Source organism: Streptomyces sp. NPDC006393 (genome assembly GCF_040628575.1).
In the GTDB taxonomy this organism is placed as follows: Bacteria; Actinomycetota; Actinomycetes; order Streptomycetales; family Streptomycetaceae; genus Streptomyces.
The window spans coordinates 1-13,861 of record NZ_JBEXZD010000160.1 but is presented as its reverse complement, the minus strand read 5'-3'; the positions used below and the strand labels follow the sequence as shown (position 1 = coordinate 13,861).

At 70.9% G+C, this 13,861-nt stretch carries 15 protein-coding genes; 12 read left to right on the top strand and 3 right to left on the bottom strand.

Features of this window, described 5'->3' with window-relative positions; all coding sequences use genetic code 11:
• Positions 1–138 precede the first annotated feature (138 nt).
• From ABZ484_RS36510 to ABZ484_RS36470, 9 genes are all read left to right on the top strand, one after another.
• Positions 139–783, top strand: a complete 645-nt coding sequence (locus tag ABZ484_RS36510) for an HAD family hydrolase (RefSeq protein ID WP_358870260.1) — start codon at positions 139–141, stop codon at positions 781–783.
• Positions 784–876: 93 nt separating this feature from the next.
• The gene (locus tag ABZ484_RS36505) at positions 877–1,623 is read left to right on the top strand and encodes a VC0807 family protein (protein ID WP_358870259.1); all 747 of its coding nucleotides are present in this window, start codon (positions 877–879) and stop codon (positions 1,621–1,623) included.
• A 74-nt stretch (positions 1,624–1,697) separates the two neighbouring features.
• Positions 1,698–2,924: an MFS transporter gene (locus ABZ484_RS36500; protein ID WP_358870258.1), complete on the top strand. Its 1,227-nt coding sequence runs from the start codon at positions 1,698–1,700 to the stop codon at positions 2,922–2,924.
• Complete coding sequence (locus ABZ484_RS36495) at positions 2,875–4,047, top strand: acetoin utilization protein AcuC (RefSeq protein WP_358870257.1); 1,173 nt, start codon at positions 2,875–2,877, stop codon at positions 4,045–4,047. The genes ABZ484_RS36500 and ABZ484_RS36495 overlap by 50 nt, the downstream gene beginning before the upstream one ends.
• Positions 4,048–4,145: 98 nt before the next feature.
• Positions 4,146–4,961 carry a phosphatase gene (locus ABZ484_RS36490; protein WP_358870256.1) on the top strand — a complete coding sequence of 272 codons (816 nt, stop codon included), beginning with the start codon at positions 4,146–4,148 and terminating at the stop codon, positions 4,959–4,961.
• Positions 4,962–5,090: 129 nt separating this feature from the next.
• Complete coding sequence (locus tag ABZ484_RS36485) at positions 5,091–5,303, top strand: helix-turn-helix domain-containing protein (protein WP_004984898.1); 213 nt, start codon at positions 5,091–5,093, stop codon at positions 5,301–5,303.
• Between the two features lie 171 nt (positions 5,304–5,474).
• On the top strand, positions 5,475–5,573 hold the full coding sequence (locus ABZ484_RS36480) for an AURKAIP1/COX24 domain-containing protein (protein ID WP_003948845.1): 99 nt from the start codon (positions 5,475–5,477) through the stop codon (positions 5,571–5,573).
• Between the two features lie 222 nt (positions 5,574–5,795).
• On the top strand, positions 5,796–6,857 hold the full coding sequence (locus ABZ484_RS36475; RefSeq protein ID WP_358870255.1) for an NAD-dependent epimerase/dehydratase family protein: 1,062 nt from the start codon (positions 5,796–5,798) through the stop codon (positions 6,855–6,857).
• 14 nt (positions 6,858–6,871) lie between these two features.
• Positions 6,872–7,990, top strand: coding sequence for a 1-acyl-sn-glycerol-3-phosphate acyltransferase (locus tag ABZ484_RS36470; protein WP_358870254.1), 1,119 nt, complete (start codon positions 6,872–6,874; stop codon positions 7,988–7,990).
• Between the two features lie 135 nt (positions 7,991–8,125).
• Here the strand turns inward: ABZ484_RS36470 and ABZ484_RS36465 are convergent, their stop codons facing one another.
• From ABZ484_RS36465 to ABZ484_RS36455, 3 genes are all read right to left on the bottom strand, one after another.
• A complete protein-coding gene (locus tag ABZ484_RS36465) occupies positions 8,126–9,367 on the bottom strand; it encodes a DUF5667 domain-containing protein (protein WP_358870253.1) in 1,242 nt (413 codons plus the stop codon).
• 233 nt (positions 9,368–9,600) lie between these two features.
• Complete coding sequence (locus ABZ484_RS36460) at positions 9,601–10,374, bottom strand: ECF subfamily RNA polymerase sigma factor, BldN family (RefSeq protein WP_030174146.1); 774 nt, start codon at positions 10,372–10,374, stop codon at positions 9,601–9,603.
• 400 nt (positions 10,375–10,774) lie between these two features.
• The gene (locus tag ABZ484_RS36455) at positions 10,775–11,698 is read right to left on the bottom strand and encodes an HAD-IB family hydrolase (protein WP_358870252.1); all 924 of its coding nucleotides are present in this window, start codon (positions 11,696–11,698) and stop codon (positions 10,775–10,777) included.
• 164 nt (positions 11,699–11,862) lie between these two features.
• Between ABZ484_RS36455 and ABZ484_RS36450 the strand changes: the two genes are divergently transcribed.
• The 3 genes from ABZ484_RS36450 to hemA all read left to right on the top strand — a co-directional run.
• Positions 11,863–12,156, top strand: a complete 294-nt coding sequence (locus ABZ484_RS36450; protein WP_358870251.1) for a glutaredoxin family protein — start codon at positions 11,863–11,865, stop codon at positions 12,154–12,156.
• A gap of 308 nt (positions 12,157–12,464) precedes the next feature.
• Positions 12,465–13,241, top strand: a complete 777-nt coding sequence (locus ABZ484_RS36445) for a redox-sensing transcriptional repressor Rex (RefSeq protein ID WP_358870250.1) — start codon at positions 12,465–12,467, stop codon at positions 13,239–13,241.
• The coding region (gene hemA / locus ABZ484_RS36440; RefSeq protein ID WP_358870249.1) for a glutamyl-tRNA reductase at positions 13,238–13,861 on the top strand (624 nt) is incomplete at its 3' end. The genes ABZ484_RS36445 and hemA, both read left to right, overlap by 4 nt.

The window sequence follows — 13,861 nt, the reverse complement described above, 5'->3', positions numbered from 1 at the left end:
AACCCGGAAGCTAAGCCTCACAGCGCCGATGGTACTGCAGGGGGGACCCTGTGGGAGAGTAGGACACCGCCGAACAATTCTTCAGAAAAGGCCCATGCCGAAAAGGCGTGGGCCTTTTCTGCGTTTATGCTCGAGTGTATGCGCTACGACCTCGTCATCTTCGACAACGACGGCGTCCTCGTCGACAGCGAGCCGATCTCCAACAGGCTGCTCGCCTCCTACCTCACCGAACTGGGGCACCCCACCTCCTACGAGGACTCCATCCGCGACTACATGGGGTCGGCCATGCACCGGGTGCACGACCTGGTCCTGGAGCGGACGGGCAGGCGGCTGCCGGACGAGTTCGACGACGTCTTCCACGCCCGGGTCTTCGCCGCGTTCGAGCGGGAGTTGAAGCCCGTCGCCGGTGTCACCGGGGTGCTGGACAAACTGGCCGCCAACGAGGTGCCGTACTGCGTGGCGTCGTCGGGCAGTCATGAGCGGATCCGGGTGGGACACCGGACGACCGGCCTGGACCGGTGGTTCGCGGAAGAGCGCATCTTCAGCTCGCAGGACGTCGGGCGAGGGAAGCCGGCACCCGACCTCTTTCTGTACGCGGCCGGGCGGATGGGCGTAGCGCCCGAGCGGTGCCTGGTCGTCGAGGACTCCCCGCTCGGCGTGCAGGCGGCCGTGGCGGCCGGGATGGACGTGTTCGGGTTCACCGGTATGACGCCGGCGACCAGGCTCGCCGCGGCGACACAACTCTTCTCCAGCATGGGCGAGTTGGCTGACCTGCTGATATGACCGAGGCCATCGGGCCGGGGCTGACATTTGTCATGCCGACCTCCGGACGATCGTTTCTACTGGAGGACCCCTCTCGGCCGCGAAGCTGAGGGCATGACGACGAACACGAAGCGCGCGAAGCTCGCCCCCCTGCTGGTGGACGTGGCGGTGCCGGTCGGTGGGTACTACCTGCTCAAGGACGCGTTCGGGATGAGCACGCTCGCGGCCCTGGGGTGGAGCAGTGTGGTGCCCGCCCTGCGGACCGTGTGGAGCGTGGCCAGGGAGCGCAGGGTGAACGCGCTCGCCGCGCTCATCCTCTTCGTCAACGTGGTCGGGTTGCTGCTCAGCCTGGTGGCCGGTGACCCGCGGCTGATGCTCGCCAAGGACAGCGGGGTGAGCAGCGCGATCGGCATCGGGATCCTGGTGTCGGTGGCACTGGGCAGGCCGATGATGACCGAGGGCATGAAGCCCTGGCTGGTGAAGGGGGACGCGGAGCGCGAGGCCGCGTGGGCGCGGCTGGTGGCCGGCTCGGCGGAGTTCCGGCGCGCGGAGAAGGTCTTCTCGGTGGTGTGGGGCGTGGTGCTGCTCGGCGAGTGCGTGGTGCGCGTCGTGGGGGCCTACACGCTGCCCGTGGACACCATGGTGTGGCTCGGGAATGTGATCATGGCTGGTGCGATGACGGTAGGGTTCCTCGCGGGCGGGGCTCTCGCCGCCGGGCCGATGGCGCGGATGCTCCTCGCCGAGACCGGCCGCGCCTGCCGCACCGCCACCGCCCCGACCACCCCCACAGCCACCGACCACACGACGGTGACCCCGTCCTCGGCTTCCGCCCTCGCGGTGTCCGGTGCCGCCGCCGAATGACCCGGTGAAGTTGAGCGGAATTCATCTTTGACCGGATCTACCCACCGGTAGCCCGGGGCCCTACGCTCGCCGCCATGACAGAAGTGCTGCGGCGCGGTAGGGCCTCGTTGGCGTTCAGCTTCTTCGCCCAGGGCGTCGCCTTCGCCCTTCTCGTGACGCGGATCCCCGCCGTCCAGGACCGGTACGGCGTCTCCGACGCCCTGCTGCCGGTCTTCCTGGCGGCCGTGCCGATCCTGGCCGGGGTCGGCAGTGTGACCACCGAGCGGCTGGTGCGGCGGGTGCGGCCGAGCCGGTTGCTGCGCTGGTCCCAGCCGGTGGTCCTGCTGGCCCTGCTCGGCGTGGGGGCAGGGGACCGCCTTGTCGGGATGGCCGCCGCCCTCGCGGCGTTCGGGCTGGCCGTGGGCGTGCTGGACGCCTCCATGAACATGCTAGGGGTGAGCCTTCAGCGGTCCTACGGGCGCAGCATCATGCTCAGCTTCCATGCCGTGTACAGCCTGGGCGGGATCCTGGGGGCCTCGCTGGCCTGGGTGGGGGCGCACTGGCATCTGGCGCTGTGGGTGTCGTATCTGCCCGTGGTGGCGGTGCTGCTGCCGGCGACGCTGGTGGGGAGCCGCTGGTATGTGGACGGGGAACCGGCTTCCCCGGAGGGGCAGGGCGCCGAGGGCGGGGGCGTCGTCTTCAAGCTGCTGCTGCCGCTGTGCCTGGTGATGACCTTCGCCTACATCGGGGACTCGACCGTCTCCAACTGGAGCGCGAAGTATCTGAAGGACGTGCTGGGCAGTTCGGAGCAGCTGGCGACCGTGCCGTACAACGTGTACATGGTGACCACGCTGCTGGGGCGGGCCATCGGGGACTTCGGGGTGCGGCGGCTGGGGGCCGTGACGGTCGTACGGCTCGGGACGCTGGTGGCGGCCGGCGGGTTCGCGGTGGTGGCCTCGGCGCCCGGGGCGTGGGTCGGGATGCTCGGGTTCACGTTGCTGGGTCTGGGCCTGTGCGTGCTGGTGCCGCAGACGTTCGCGGCGGCGGGACGGCACGCTTTTGAACATCACGGTCCGGGTGCCTCGGACGCGGCCGTGGCGCGGCTCAACATCTTCAACTACGTCGGCTTCCTGGTCGGCTCGCCGCTGGTGGGCGCGTTGGGCGACGCGTGGAGCTATCGCGGGGCGATGCTGGTGCCGATGGTGTTGGTGCTGGTGACGTTGGTGTACGCCAGGTCGTTCGAGGCTCAACCGGACCGATACGGTGGCGGGCATGAGCGGCCGCGCACAGCTGATGTGGGACGAGGCAGTAACGGGGTATGACTTCGGGCGGGACCATCCGATGGATCCGGTCCGCCTGGCCCTGACCCGGAAACTGGTCGACGCCCTCGGGCTGGACCGGGAGGCGCGGGTGGTGGCGGCCAAGCCGGCCGGGGAGTCGACGCTGCGGCTGGTCCACCGGGAGGACTACATCGAGGCGGTGAAGGCCGCGTCGGCGGATCCGGCGTCGGCGGACGGCTCGTACGGGCTCGGGACGCTGGACGATCCGGCCTTCGCCGGGATGCACGAGGTGTCCGCGCTGATCGCCGGGCAGTCGGTGGGGGCGGCGGAGGCGGTCTGGCACGGGGACGCGTCCCACGCGGTGAACTTCGCGGGCGGGCTGCACCACGCGATGCCGGGCTCGGCCTCGGGGTTCTGCGTCTACAACGACGCGGCGCTGGCGATCGCGCGCCTGCTCGAACTGGGGGCCGAGCGGGTCGCGTACGTCGATGTCGACGTGCACCACGGGGACGGGGTGCAGGCGGCGTTCTGGGAGGACCCCCGGGTGCTGACGATCTCGCTGCACGAGCATCCCCGGACGCTGTTCCCGCAGACGGGCTGGCCGGAGGAGACGGGTGCCGGGCGGGCGGAGGGGTCGGCCGTGAACGTCGCGCTGCCGGCGGGGACGGGGGACCGGGGCTGGCTGCGGGCGTTCCACGCGGTGGTGCCGGAGCTGCTCGCCGACTTCCGGCCTCAGGTGCTGGTGACGCAGCACGGCGCCGACACGCACTTCGAGGACCCGCTGGCGCACCTGGCGGTGTCTCTGGACGCGCAGCGGGCGGTGCAGCTGGCCTGCCACGACCTGGCGCACGAGTACGCGGGCGGGCGGTGGGTCGCGTTGGGCGGGGGCGGGTACGCGGTGGTGGAGGTCGTGCCGCGCTCGTGGACGCATCTGGTGGGGATCGCGGCGGGGCGGCCGGTGGAGCCGGAGACGGTGATCCCGGAGAGCTGGCGGCAGGAAGTGTACGCGCGGACCCGGCAGTTGGGGCCGATGCGGATGACGGACGGGCGGTGGCCGGTGTCCTGGGCGGACTGGGAGGCGGGGTACGACCCGGCGGACCGGCTGGACCAGGCGATCCTGGCGACCCGGCGTGCGGTGTTCCCGCTGCGCGGGATGCTGGCGTAGGCGGTCGGGTCCCTGCCGTCATCTCTGTGTTAGGCCGACCGTGGGGTGTTCCGTGGTTCCCGGGACGCCCCCGCTCTCCGTCCGCCACCATCGCACTCGTGTTGAACACCGCCGCACTGCGTGCCCATCTGGTGGGTGCCGGACTGGCCGGGGTCGTGGCCACCACCCGGGAGGCCAGTCTGCGCAGCTATCGGTTGTTCGCGGCCCGGGATCCCCGGACACTGATCGGAATCGATCCCGAACGGGCATGGGAGCAACGGGATCTGATCGAGTTGATGGCGCGAAGGTGCGGGGTCTCGGCCGATCCTCGGCACACCGTCGGCCGTGACGTGATCGACCCGGAGCTGACGCTCGCCGCTCTGGGGGCGTTCGCGGACCGGCTCGGCGCGGTCGCCCGGCGCGGCGCGTGTGTGCTCCTGGGCACCGGGCACCCGCACCGCCTGCTCGGTTTCTACGCCGCGCTCGCGGACGCGTTGTCGGCGGCGGGATGTACCGTCCTCACCCCGGCGCAGGGTCGCTGTATCGACATAACGACCCGGTTCGGTCTACGTACGTACCGCCTCGCATACGTACGAGGCGTCGGGCTGGTGCGGCCGGCCGGGAGCGAACACCCCGGTTGTGAGCCGGGCGCACACTCGCACTCGCCGCTCCCGGTTCGGCTGGCGCTGGAGGCGGCCGCGGATGCCGGAGGCCCGCTGCCCGAGCTGGTGATCGGTGACCACGGCTGGGTCTGCGGAGCAGGTCAGCTGGGGTTCGAGGCCATGGGGCTGGCCGATACGGACGACCCCGCGTTGTTCGTGGGGCAGGCGGAGGGGCGCGTGTCCGTCGTCGTTCCGCTTGACGACGCGGTGCGGGCCGCCTACTACCGCCCGCTCACCCGCTACGTGCTCAATCGAGCGTGTCTGTCACAGTAGGCCGCCGATGGGTGCACCTCTTCCCCACTTGCATCACCCGCCCCTAGTCTGGGGAGTGAGCACGCAGCGACGAAGAGTCACCGGAAGGGGAAGCCGGTGGCCGTCGAGTGCGGAAGGTGCAGGTGTGTCATGGCTGCAGCTGGCGAGAGGCCTCTGAACGAGGTTCAGTTCCTTACCGTGGCGGAGGTCGCCTCGGTGATGCGAGTGTCGAAGATGACCGTGTACCGGCTGGTGCACAGCGGTCATCTGCCCGCGATCCGGGTCGGGCGGTCCTTCCGCGTCCCGGAGCAGGCGGTTCACGAGTACCTCCGTGAGAGCTATGTGGGGGTGGAAACCGCCTGACGACCAGACGAGCTGGTGAGGGACCCGTACAGGCGGTACAGGGCACTTTCGGGTCCCTCCGGACACCTCGATTAACAAGAGCGGCGCTCCTACGGGTAGGCTGACCCCTCGTAGGTCGTGTGGGCCCATGGCGCCCAAACACCGAGTGATGAGAAGTGAGCGAGGGTAGTCGTGGGCTCTGTTATCAAGAAGCGGCGCAAGCGGATGGCCAAGAAGAAGCACCGCAAGCTGCTGAAGCGCACGCGCGTCCAGCGTCGCAACAAGAAGTAGTGACGTCCGTCGCGCCGTGATCCACTGCGGATCTGGTGCGCGGCACCGCGAAAGCGTGACGGCGGCCCCCCACCTCACCTGGTGGGGGGCCGCGCGCGTTCCTCACCTGGTGGGGGCATTTTCGTCACTTCGTGCAGCCGGCGGTCATCACAGCGCAACACCGACCCGATAGGTTGGCGTCCACGGGGAACGCGGTGTGCGACGCGAAGGAAGGCGCTGATCGTGGGACAGGTCGTGCTGGTGACCGGAGTGGCCCGCCGGCTCGCGGGGCGGTTCGTACGGCGGATCCAGCGTGATGCGCAGGTGGACCGGGTCGTCGCCGTGGACGCGGTCCCGCCCGAGCATCATCTGGGCGGTGCGGACTTCATCCAGGCGGACATCCGGCAGCCCACCATCGCGCGGGTCCTCGCCGAGACCGGCGCCGACACGGTCGTCCACATGGACGTCACCGGCACCGCGCTGGGCGGCGGCAGCCGGGCGACGGTCAAGGAGACCAACGTCATCGGCACCATGCAGCTGCTCGGCGCCTGCCAGAAGTCGCCGAGCGTCAAGCGGCTGGTGGTGAAGTCCAGCACCAACGTCTACGGCTCCGCCTCCCGCGACCCCGCGGTGTTCACCGAGACCACCCCGGCCAAGTCCCTGCCCAGCGGCGGCTTCGCCAAGGACACGGTCGAGGTCGAGGGATACGTGCGCGGCTTCGCGCGGCGGCGGCCGGACGTGGCCGTGTGCGTGCTCAGGTTCGCCAACATCCTCGGGCCGACCGTGGACACCCCGCTGGCCTCCTACTTCGCGCTGCCGGTCCTGCCGACGGTGTTCGGCTACGACCCGCGGCTCCAGTTCGTGCACGAGGACGATGTGATCGAGGTCCTGCGGATCGCCTCGCACGAGGCGCGGCGCGGCACGCTGAACAGCGGCACCTTCAACATCGCCGGTGACGGCGTCCTGCTGCTCTCGCAGTGCTCGCGGCGGCTGGGCCGCCCCACGGTGCCGTTGCTGCTGCCCGCCGTCACGTGGGCGGGCTCGTTGGTGCGTACGCTGGGTATGACGGACTTCTCACCGGAGCAGATCCGGCTGCTCACCCACGGCCGGGTCGTGGCCACCGATCAGATGCGCGAGACGCTGGGCTTCACACCCAAGTACACGACCGCGGAGACCTTCGCGGACTTCGTCCGCAGCCGCGGCCCCGGACTGCTGCCGCCGGAGGCCCTTTCGGGGGCCGTCGACCGGATCGCCGCGCTGTCCCTCCGGGGCAGCGGCCACCCCCCGACGCAGAGCGCCAACTGAGGAGCGCAGCAACAATGGCGGACGCCAAGGTCATTCCGTTCGACGACGACCGGTCCCGCGGGGGCGGCGGAGCACGGCCGTCGCGGCGCCGGAGCGCGGGGAGCCGGCGCTCCGGCGCCGAGCCCGCGGTCGTCCGGGAGGTGCAGCCGCTGCCGTCCAGGGCGGCCGGGCCGGAGGGCGGTCCCGAGACCGGCGAGATCCCGCAGGACCGGCCGGAGCTCCAGGCGGGGCCGTCAGTGCCGTCGCCGCCGGCGCGCGAGCCCGGGGGAACCGAGGAAGGTGCGGGCGGGCGCGGCGGCCTGGAGCGGCGTGTCGCGAGCGGCCTGTCGTTCCTGCGCCGGCGCCTGACCGGGGAGTACGACGTCGACGACTTCGGCTACGACGCCGAGCTCACCGACCAGGTGCTGATGTCCCTGCTGCGGCCGGTGTACGAGAAGTACTTCCGGGTCGATGTGAAGGGTATCGAGAACATCCCGAAGGAGGGCGGCGCGCTGATCGTCGCCAACCACTCCGGGACGCTGCCGCTGGACGGGCTGATGATGCAGGTCGCCGTCCACGACCACCACCCGGCCGGGCGGCACCTGCGGCTGCTCGCGGCCGACCTGGTCTTCGTGCTGCCGGTGGTCAACGAGCTCGCCCGCAAGCTGGGCCACACGCTCGCCTGCGCGGAGGACGCCGAACGGCTGCTGGGGCAGGGCGAGCTGGTCGGGGTGATGCCGGAGGGGTTCAAGGGCATCGGGAAACCTTTCAGCGAGCGCTACAAGCTCCAGCGGTTCGGCCGTGGCGGTTTCGTCTCCACGGCGCTGCGGCAGGGCGCGCCGATCGTTCCCTGCTCGATCGTCGGGGCGGAGGAGATCTACCCGATGATCGGCAACGCCAAGACCCTGGCCCGGCTGCTCGGCTTCCCGTACTTCCCGCTGACGCCGACGTTCCCGTGGCTGGGCCCGCTGGGCGCGATCCCGCTGCCGACGAAGTGGACGATCCAGTTCGGTGAGCCGATCCCGACGGACGGGTATCCGCCGGAGGCGGCGGAGGATCCGATGCTGATGTTCAACCTGACCGACCAGGTCCGTGAGCAGATCCAGCACACGCTGTACAAGCTGCTGGTGCAGCGCAGGTCGGTGTTCTTCTGAGTGCTTCGGAGCCGGACGGCGGTGAGTCCGGCGGTGCCACGACGATGGGGGCGCCCTCGTGCTGAGGGCGCCCCCATCGTCGCGGACCGGGTTTCGCCTGTGCCGCATGCCGACGCCGACGCCGTCGCCGTACGCCTACTTCGCGTCCTCGCTGTCGATGCCGAGGCCGGGGAGGAGGCCCGGGAGGAGGGGCGGGATGGTCACGTCCGGGCCGCCGGCGGGCGGCTTGCTCTCGGAGGGTGAGGCGCTGCCACTGGCCTTCGGCGGGTCGAGCAGGCCGCCGGTGGTGCCGCCGAGCAGGCCCTCGCCGCTCTCGCCGCCGGAACCGGCCGAGGTGCTGGGGCTGCCGCTGTGGGACTGGTGGCCGCCCGAGGGGGTGCCGCTGCCCGGCCGGGCCGACCGGTTGGAGCCGGGCGGCTCGGAGGAGGCGTGAGCACCGGTTCCGTGCTGTTTCCCGTCGCCGGCGCCCGCGGCGGGGGGCTGGGGGAGCAGCGACTGGAGCGGGGCGACCTCTTGGTCTATGGCGTCGAAGACCGACGACACCTGGTCACTGACGTCGCCGAGCTGCACCGGCAGCTTCTCGCGCAGGGCGCCCCAGGTCTCGCGGTGGGCCTTGGAGAAGGTGGAGAGGGCCTGGATGGGGCCGAGCCGGTCGGGGTCGCGCTCGTACGCCTCGTGCAGCAGGCGGTGGCCTTCGGACGCGTCGTGGCGCATCCCGGTCAGGGTGCGGCGGATCTCGCCCAGGGACTCGTGGTCGAGGTGGCCGCCGCGGCCGCGGTCGAGGAGCCGGCGGGCCTCGTTCAAGCGGGTCGAGGCCAGGTCGAGGTAGGCCTGGCCCTGCTCGTCGGCGCCGTCGGTCAGGTAGTTGAGCTTGAAGTCCTCGATGCCGCGCTTCAGGCCGTACAGCGAGTCACCGGGGAGGGCGTCGGAGCTGGCGGCGGCCACACCGCCGAAGGCTCCCGCGGCCACACCCACGCTGAGTCCGCCGGCCGCCAGGCCCTTGGTCAGCCGCGTGCGCGGCCGTAGTTTCCCCAGGCCGCTCGCCCGGTGGGCGCCTTTGCCCCGATGGGAACGCTGGCCGGGCACTGACAGGTCACTCGCCTCGCCCGCAGCGGTGCCCTCCTGCATCATGGCCTCCATCGCGGCCACCAGTTGGGCCCGCTGGACGACCTTGACCTCGGGGTCCAGCTCCGGCCGGGGCAGCGCGCCCAGACCGTCGGCGAGAGCCAACAGGCGGCCCTGCTCGGTCTGTTCCGCGGCTGCCGGGGCGGGGGCCGGTCCTTCGGGCTGCTCGGCCGCCGTGCCCCGGTCGGACAGCTCCTCCAGGGCCTGGGCGAAGGCGTTCGCCCGCCGGTGCGCCGATACGTTCGCGATCACTGGCGGCACCTCCTCTCGTCATGACGGTCGACTCCCCCGGGGTCCTGAGGGTTGCCCGCCCACGTCCGCACCACCCGAACGAGTGATCAGCGTGGGCCAAGGCGTGACCACAGGGAGCCTGTATCCCGCACAACGAGCGGCTCGGTACTTCGGTTACGGACGCCGGAGGATCCGGTCGGGAAGTCAACGCGGCGTGACGGAGGGTGAGTTGGCGGTCGCCGAGCGTGGACCGGTCAGCGGGCGTCGTCCGGGAGGAGCCGGGCGAGGGTGCGTACGGCACGGTACTGGAGGGTCTTGATGGCGCCCTCGTTCTTGCCCATCACCCGGGCGGTCTCCGCGACGGAGAGGCCCTGGAGGAAACGGAGCGTGACGCACTCCTGCTGCTGGGGGTTGAGCCGTCGTACGGCGTCGAGGAGGGCGGCGTTGGACAGGGACTCCAGGACGGAGTCCTCGGGGGAGCGCTCGACCTCGTTCGCGTCGAGCATCTCGCCGGTGGTGACCTCCAGGCGGAAGCGGCTGGACTTGAAGTGGTCGGCGACGAGGTTGCGGGCGATGGTGACCAGCCAGGCGCCGAAGTCGCGGCCCTGCCAGGTGAAGGTGCCGATGCGGCGCAGGGCGCGCAGGAAGGTCTCGCTGGTGAGGTCCTCGGCGGTGGCCTTGCCGCCCACGCGGTAGTAGATGTACCGGTACACGGTGTCGCTGTACTGGTCGTAGAGGCGGCCGAAGGCCTCGGCCTCGCCGGCCTGGGCGCGCTCGACGAGGTCCATCATCCGGGCGCTGTCGCTGTCCGCGGCCGGGCGGCGGGCGGTCGCCCCGGCGGACGGGCGCCCGCGTCTGCCCACGGCGGCGGCGCCGCCCTCGGCCAGCGCGTAGCACGGGCCTACGGGGGCGGCGGTGGCGAATGCGGGGCCGGCGTACGCGGTGGGGACGAGACCGCGCAGCAGGTCGAGGACCGTTGCGCGGAGCGTAGCCAGGCCCGAGGCGTCAACCCCGACGTGTGGGTACACGGGACTCCCAGAGGCAGAGCTTCCATCACGTGCAGTGCGGAACCGTTCACCCGTCGTGGCGACGGAGGGGTACCGGTTTGCGTCTGAGGAGAATAACGCTTCGTACAGGCGCTGCTACACCGAGTTGCTCAAATCATCGATTACGTCGCTTCCGTAACCGATTGACGCCCTATCAAGTGCCGTAGAGTGACCGTTTGTTGACCGGTACGGTCCGGGTTCGGTGTCGGTCGGGGGCGTGTTGTGGCGGTGTACCGCCAAGGGGAATGGCCAGGGCGGTACACGGGTATGTTCGGTCGTTTGATCGGAATCCGGGTGCGTCGCACATGCGTGAGCATGGCGAAGCCTTCCGAGGGCCGTGGGGTCCGTCTCGGGTGGGCTCTGATTACGCTCCGTGCAGCTGCTACCGACGGCGGCGGTGCAGGGCGATGGCCGCCGCGGTGCCGCCGGCCACCGCGCCGACGCCCGCGGCGGCGGGGATGCCGACCTTGGCGGCCTTGCGGCCGGTGCGGTAGTCGCGCAGGCGCCAGTCCATCTCCCGGGCGTGGCGGCGGAGTTTGGCGTCGGGATTGATGGCGTAGGGGTGGCCGACCAGGGACAGCATGGGGATGTCGTTGTGGGAGTCGCTGTAGGCGGCGCAGCGGGACAGGTCCAGGGCCTCCGCCGCCGCCAGGGCGCGTACCGCCTCGGCCTTGGCCGGGCCGTGCAGCGGTTCGCCGACCAGGCGGCCGGTGTAGACGCCGCCGACCGACTCGGCGACCGTGCCCAGTGCGCCGGTCAGGCCGAGACGCCGGGCGATGACCTGGGCGATCTCCACCGGGGCGGCGGTGACCAGCCAGACCTTCTGGCCGGCGTCCAGGTGGGCCTGGGCCAGTGCCCTGGTGCCCGGCCAGATCCGCTCGGCCATGTACTCGTCGTAGATCTCCTCGCCGATGGACTGCAACTCGGCGACCCGGTGGCCCTTGACGATCGAGAGGGCCGAGTCGCGGGCGTCCTGCATGTGCTCGGGGTCCTCGACGCCGGCCAGCCGGAACCACGCCTGTTGCCAGGCGAACTTGGCGAGGTCGCGCGTCTCGAAGAACTTCCGCTTGTACAGGCCCCGGCCGAAGTGGAACAGCGCCGCGCCCTGCATGACGGTGTTGTCCAGGTCGAAGAAGGCGGCGGCGCGGTCGTCCCCGTGCACCGGGAACTGCGCTTCCTCGGGAGGCGGTGCGACGTCCGTCTCCTGCGAGGACTTGCGCGCGGCCTCCGCCGAGGCCTCGCCTGCCAACACGCTCCGCGCGGTGGCGGAGCGCCTACGGGGGGTGAGCCATCCGAGAGCGGCCATGGCGTGAGCATAGCCAGTCTGTTCGGCGGTTTAAGGAGCCATGAGGTTCGCAGGCTGTGAACTCCGCGCGTCCGTGTCGTTAAAGGGGCCGTGGGGCCCGGCCCGTGGGAACTGGTGAAAGCGGTCGTGGGGAAGTGGCGGATGCGTGCCGGGGAGGGGCGACAATGGCCGACATGAGTCCCCTCTTCCGCCGTAAGACCCCCGCTCCCGGGGACCGGCTCGTCACGCTCGTCCGCAAGCCCGGCTGTCATCTGTGCGACGACGCGCAGGCCGTCGTCGGGAAGGTCTGCGCCGAGCTCGGCGTGCCGTGGGAGCAGAAGGACATCACGCAGGACGCGCGGCTGCACGACCGGTACTGGGAGCAGATCCCGGTCGTGCTGATCGACGGGGAGCAGCACACCTTCTGGCGCGTGAACGAGGAGCGGCTGCGCAAGGCACTGACCGGCGGGTCTGTCTGACGGCCCGTTCCGGGAACTGACCGACGAGTACAAACTGGCCGGAAGTCGCTTAGGATCGACGGCGACCTGGTCTCGGGGGTGGGGATCGTAGAGGAGCGTGTGCGGTTTTGCCCCCAACAAAGAAGGAACGCGGGTGCGAGTGCGCCGGTTCCCCGCGCGTGCGCCGGGGGCGCGTGACCCCGGTCACGTTGGCCGGGCAAATCGGACACAATCTTTGTGCACGCGTTCACAAAGACATAGCCTGCTGTCGACGGGGCGGTCTGGGGACGTATGACCGCCCACAGCCCCGCTCTACCCGCAGGAGCACCGTGGCAACTGGCCGAACTCACCGACCGGCGACCCGTAGCCGAGGGATTCCCGAGGCCACCGTCGCCAGGCTTCCGCTGTACCTCCGAGCCCTGACCGCACTGTCGGAGCGCTCGGTACCCACGGTCTCCTCCGAGGAGCTCGCGGCCGCGGCGGGGGTCAACTCCGCGAAGCTGCGCAAGGACTTCTCCTACCTCGGTTCCTACGGGACCAGGGGCGTCGGCTACGACGTCGAGTATCTCGTGTACCAGATCTCCCGGGAACTGGGGCTCACCCAGGACTGGCCGGTTGTGATCGTCGGTATCGGCAACCTCGGCGCCGCGCTCGCCAACTACGGCGGCTTCGCCTCCCGAGGCTTCCGGGTCGCCGCCCTCATCGACGCCGACCCCGCGATGGCCGGAAAGCCCGTGGCCGGCATCCCGGTCCAGCACACCGACGACCTGGAGAAGATCATCCAGGACAACGGCGTGTCGATCGGCGTGATCGCGACCCCCGCGGGCGCCGCCCAGCAGGTCTGCGACCGGCTCGTCGCCGCCGGGGTGACCTCCATCCTGAACTTCGCGCCGACCGTGCTGAACGTCCCGGACGGCGTGGACGTGCGCAAGGTCGACCTCTCCATCGAGCTGCAGATCCTCGCCTTCCACGAGCAGCGCAAGGCCGGCGAGGAGTCCGCCGCCGACACCGCGCTGCCCGGCGGCGCCGCTGCCGCTGCCGCCGCCCGCAAGGCGTCCGCCGACCAGGGGCCCGACGGGGACGTCCCCGCCGTGATGCCGGCATGAGTCTTCTCGTCGTCGGGCTGAGTCACCGCAGCGCCCCGGTCAGCGTGCTGGAGCGGGCCTCGCTGAACGCGGACGCCCAGATCAAGCTGTTGCAGGACACCGTCGCCGCGGAGCCCGCCACCGAGGCCGCGCTCCTGGCCACCTGCAACCGCATCGAGCTGTACGCCGACGTGGACAAGTTCCACGCCGGTGTGGCCGAGCTGTCCACCCTGCTCGCCCAGCACAGCGGCGTCGGCCTGGAGGAGCTCACCCCCTACCTCTACGTCCACTACGAGGACCGGGCCGTCCACCACCTGTTCTCGGTGGCCTGCGGGCTGGACTCCATGGTCGTCGGCGAGGGCCAGATCCTCGGCCAGATAAAGGACTCCCTGGCCCGCGCACAGGAGCTGCACACCGCCGGGCGCCTGCTGAACGACCTGTTCCAGCAGGCCCTCAGGGTGGGCAAGCGCGCCCACTCCGAGACCGGCATCGACCGCGCCGGACAGTCCCTGGTCACCTTCGGCCTGGAGCAGCTGTCCGCGAGCTCCACGGACAGGGCCGTCTCCGACTGGGCCCGCGGCAAGAAGGCCCTGGTCATCGGCGCCGGCTCGATGTCGTCGCTGGCCGCCGCCACGCTGGCG

Bases quoted from the DNA above. Each gene is read 5' to 3' on its own strand.
- ABZ484_RS36500 (WP_358870258.1), top strand. From the start codon at position 1,698: ATGACAGAAGTGCTGCGGCGCGGTAGGGCCTCGTTGGCGTTCAGCTTC.
- ABZ484_RS36470 (WP_358870254.1), top strand. From the start codon at position 6,872: ATGGCGGACGCCAAGGTCATTCCGTTCGACGACGACCGGTCCCGCGGG.
- ABZ484_RS36455 (WP_358870252.1), bottom strand. From the start codon at position 11,698: ATGGCCGCTCTCGGATGGCTCACCCCCCGTAGGCGCTCCGCCACCGCG.
- ABZ484_RS36495 (WP_358870257.1), top strand. From the start codon at position 2,875: ATGAGCGGCCGCGCACAGCTGATGTGGGACGAGGCAGTAACGGGGTAT.
- ABZ484_RS36505 (WP_358870259.1), top strand. From the start codon at position 877: ATGACGACGAACACGAAGCGCGCGAAGCTCGCCCCCCTGCTGGTGGAC.
- ABZ484_RS36510 (WP_358870260.1), top strand. From the start codon at position 139: ATGCGCTACGACCTCGTCATCTTCGACAACGACGGCGTCCTCGTCGAC.
- ABZ484_RS36485 (WP_004984898.1), top strand. From the start codon at position 5,091: ATGGCTGCAGCTGGCGAGAGGCCTCTGAACGAGGTTCAGTTCCTTACC.
- ABZ484_RS36450 (WP_358870251.1), top strand. From the start codon at position 11,863: ATGGCCGACATGAGTCCCCTCTTCCGCCGTAAGACCCCCGCTCCCGGG.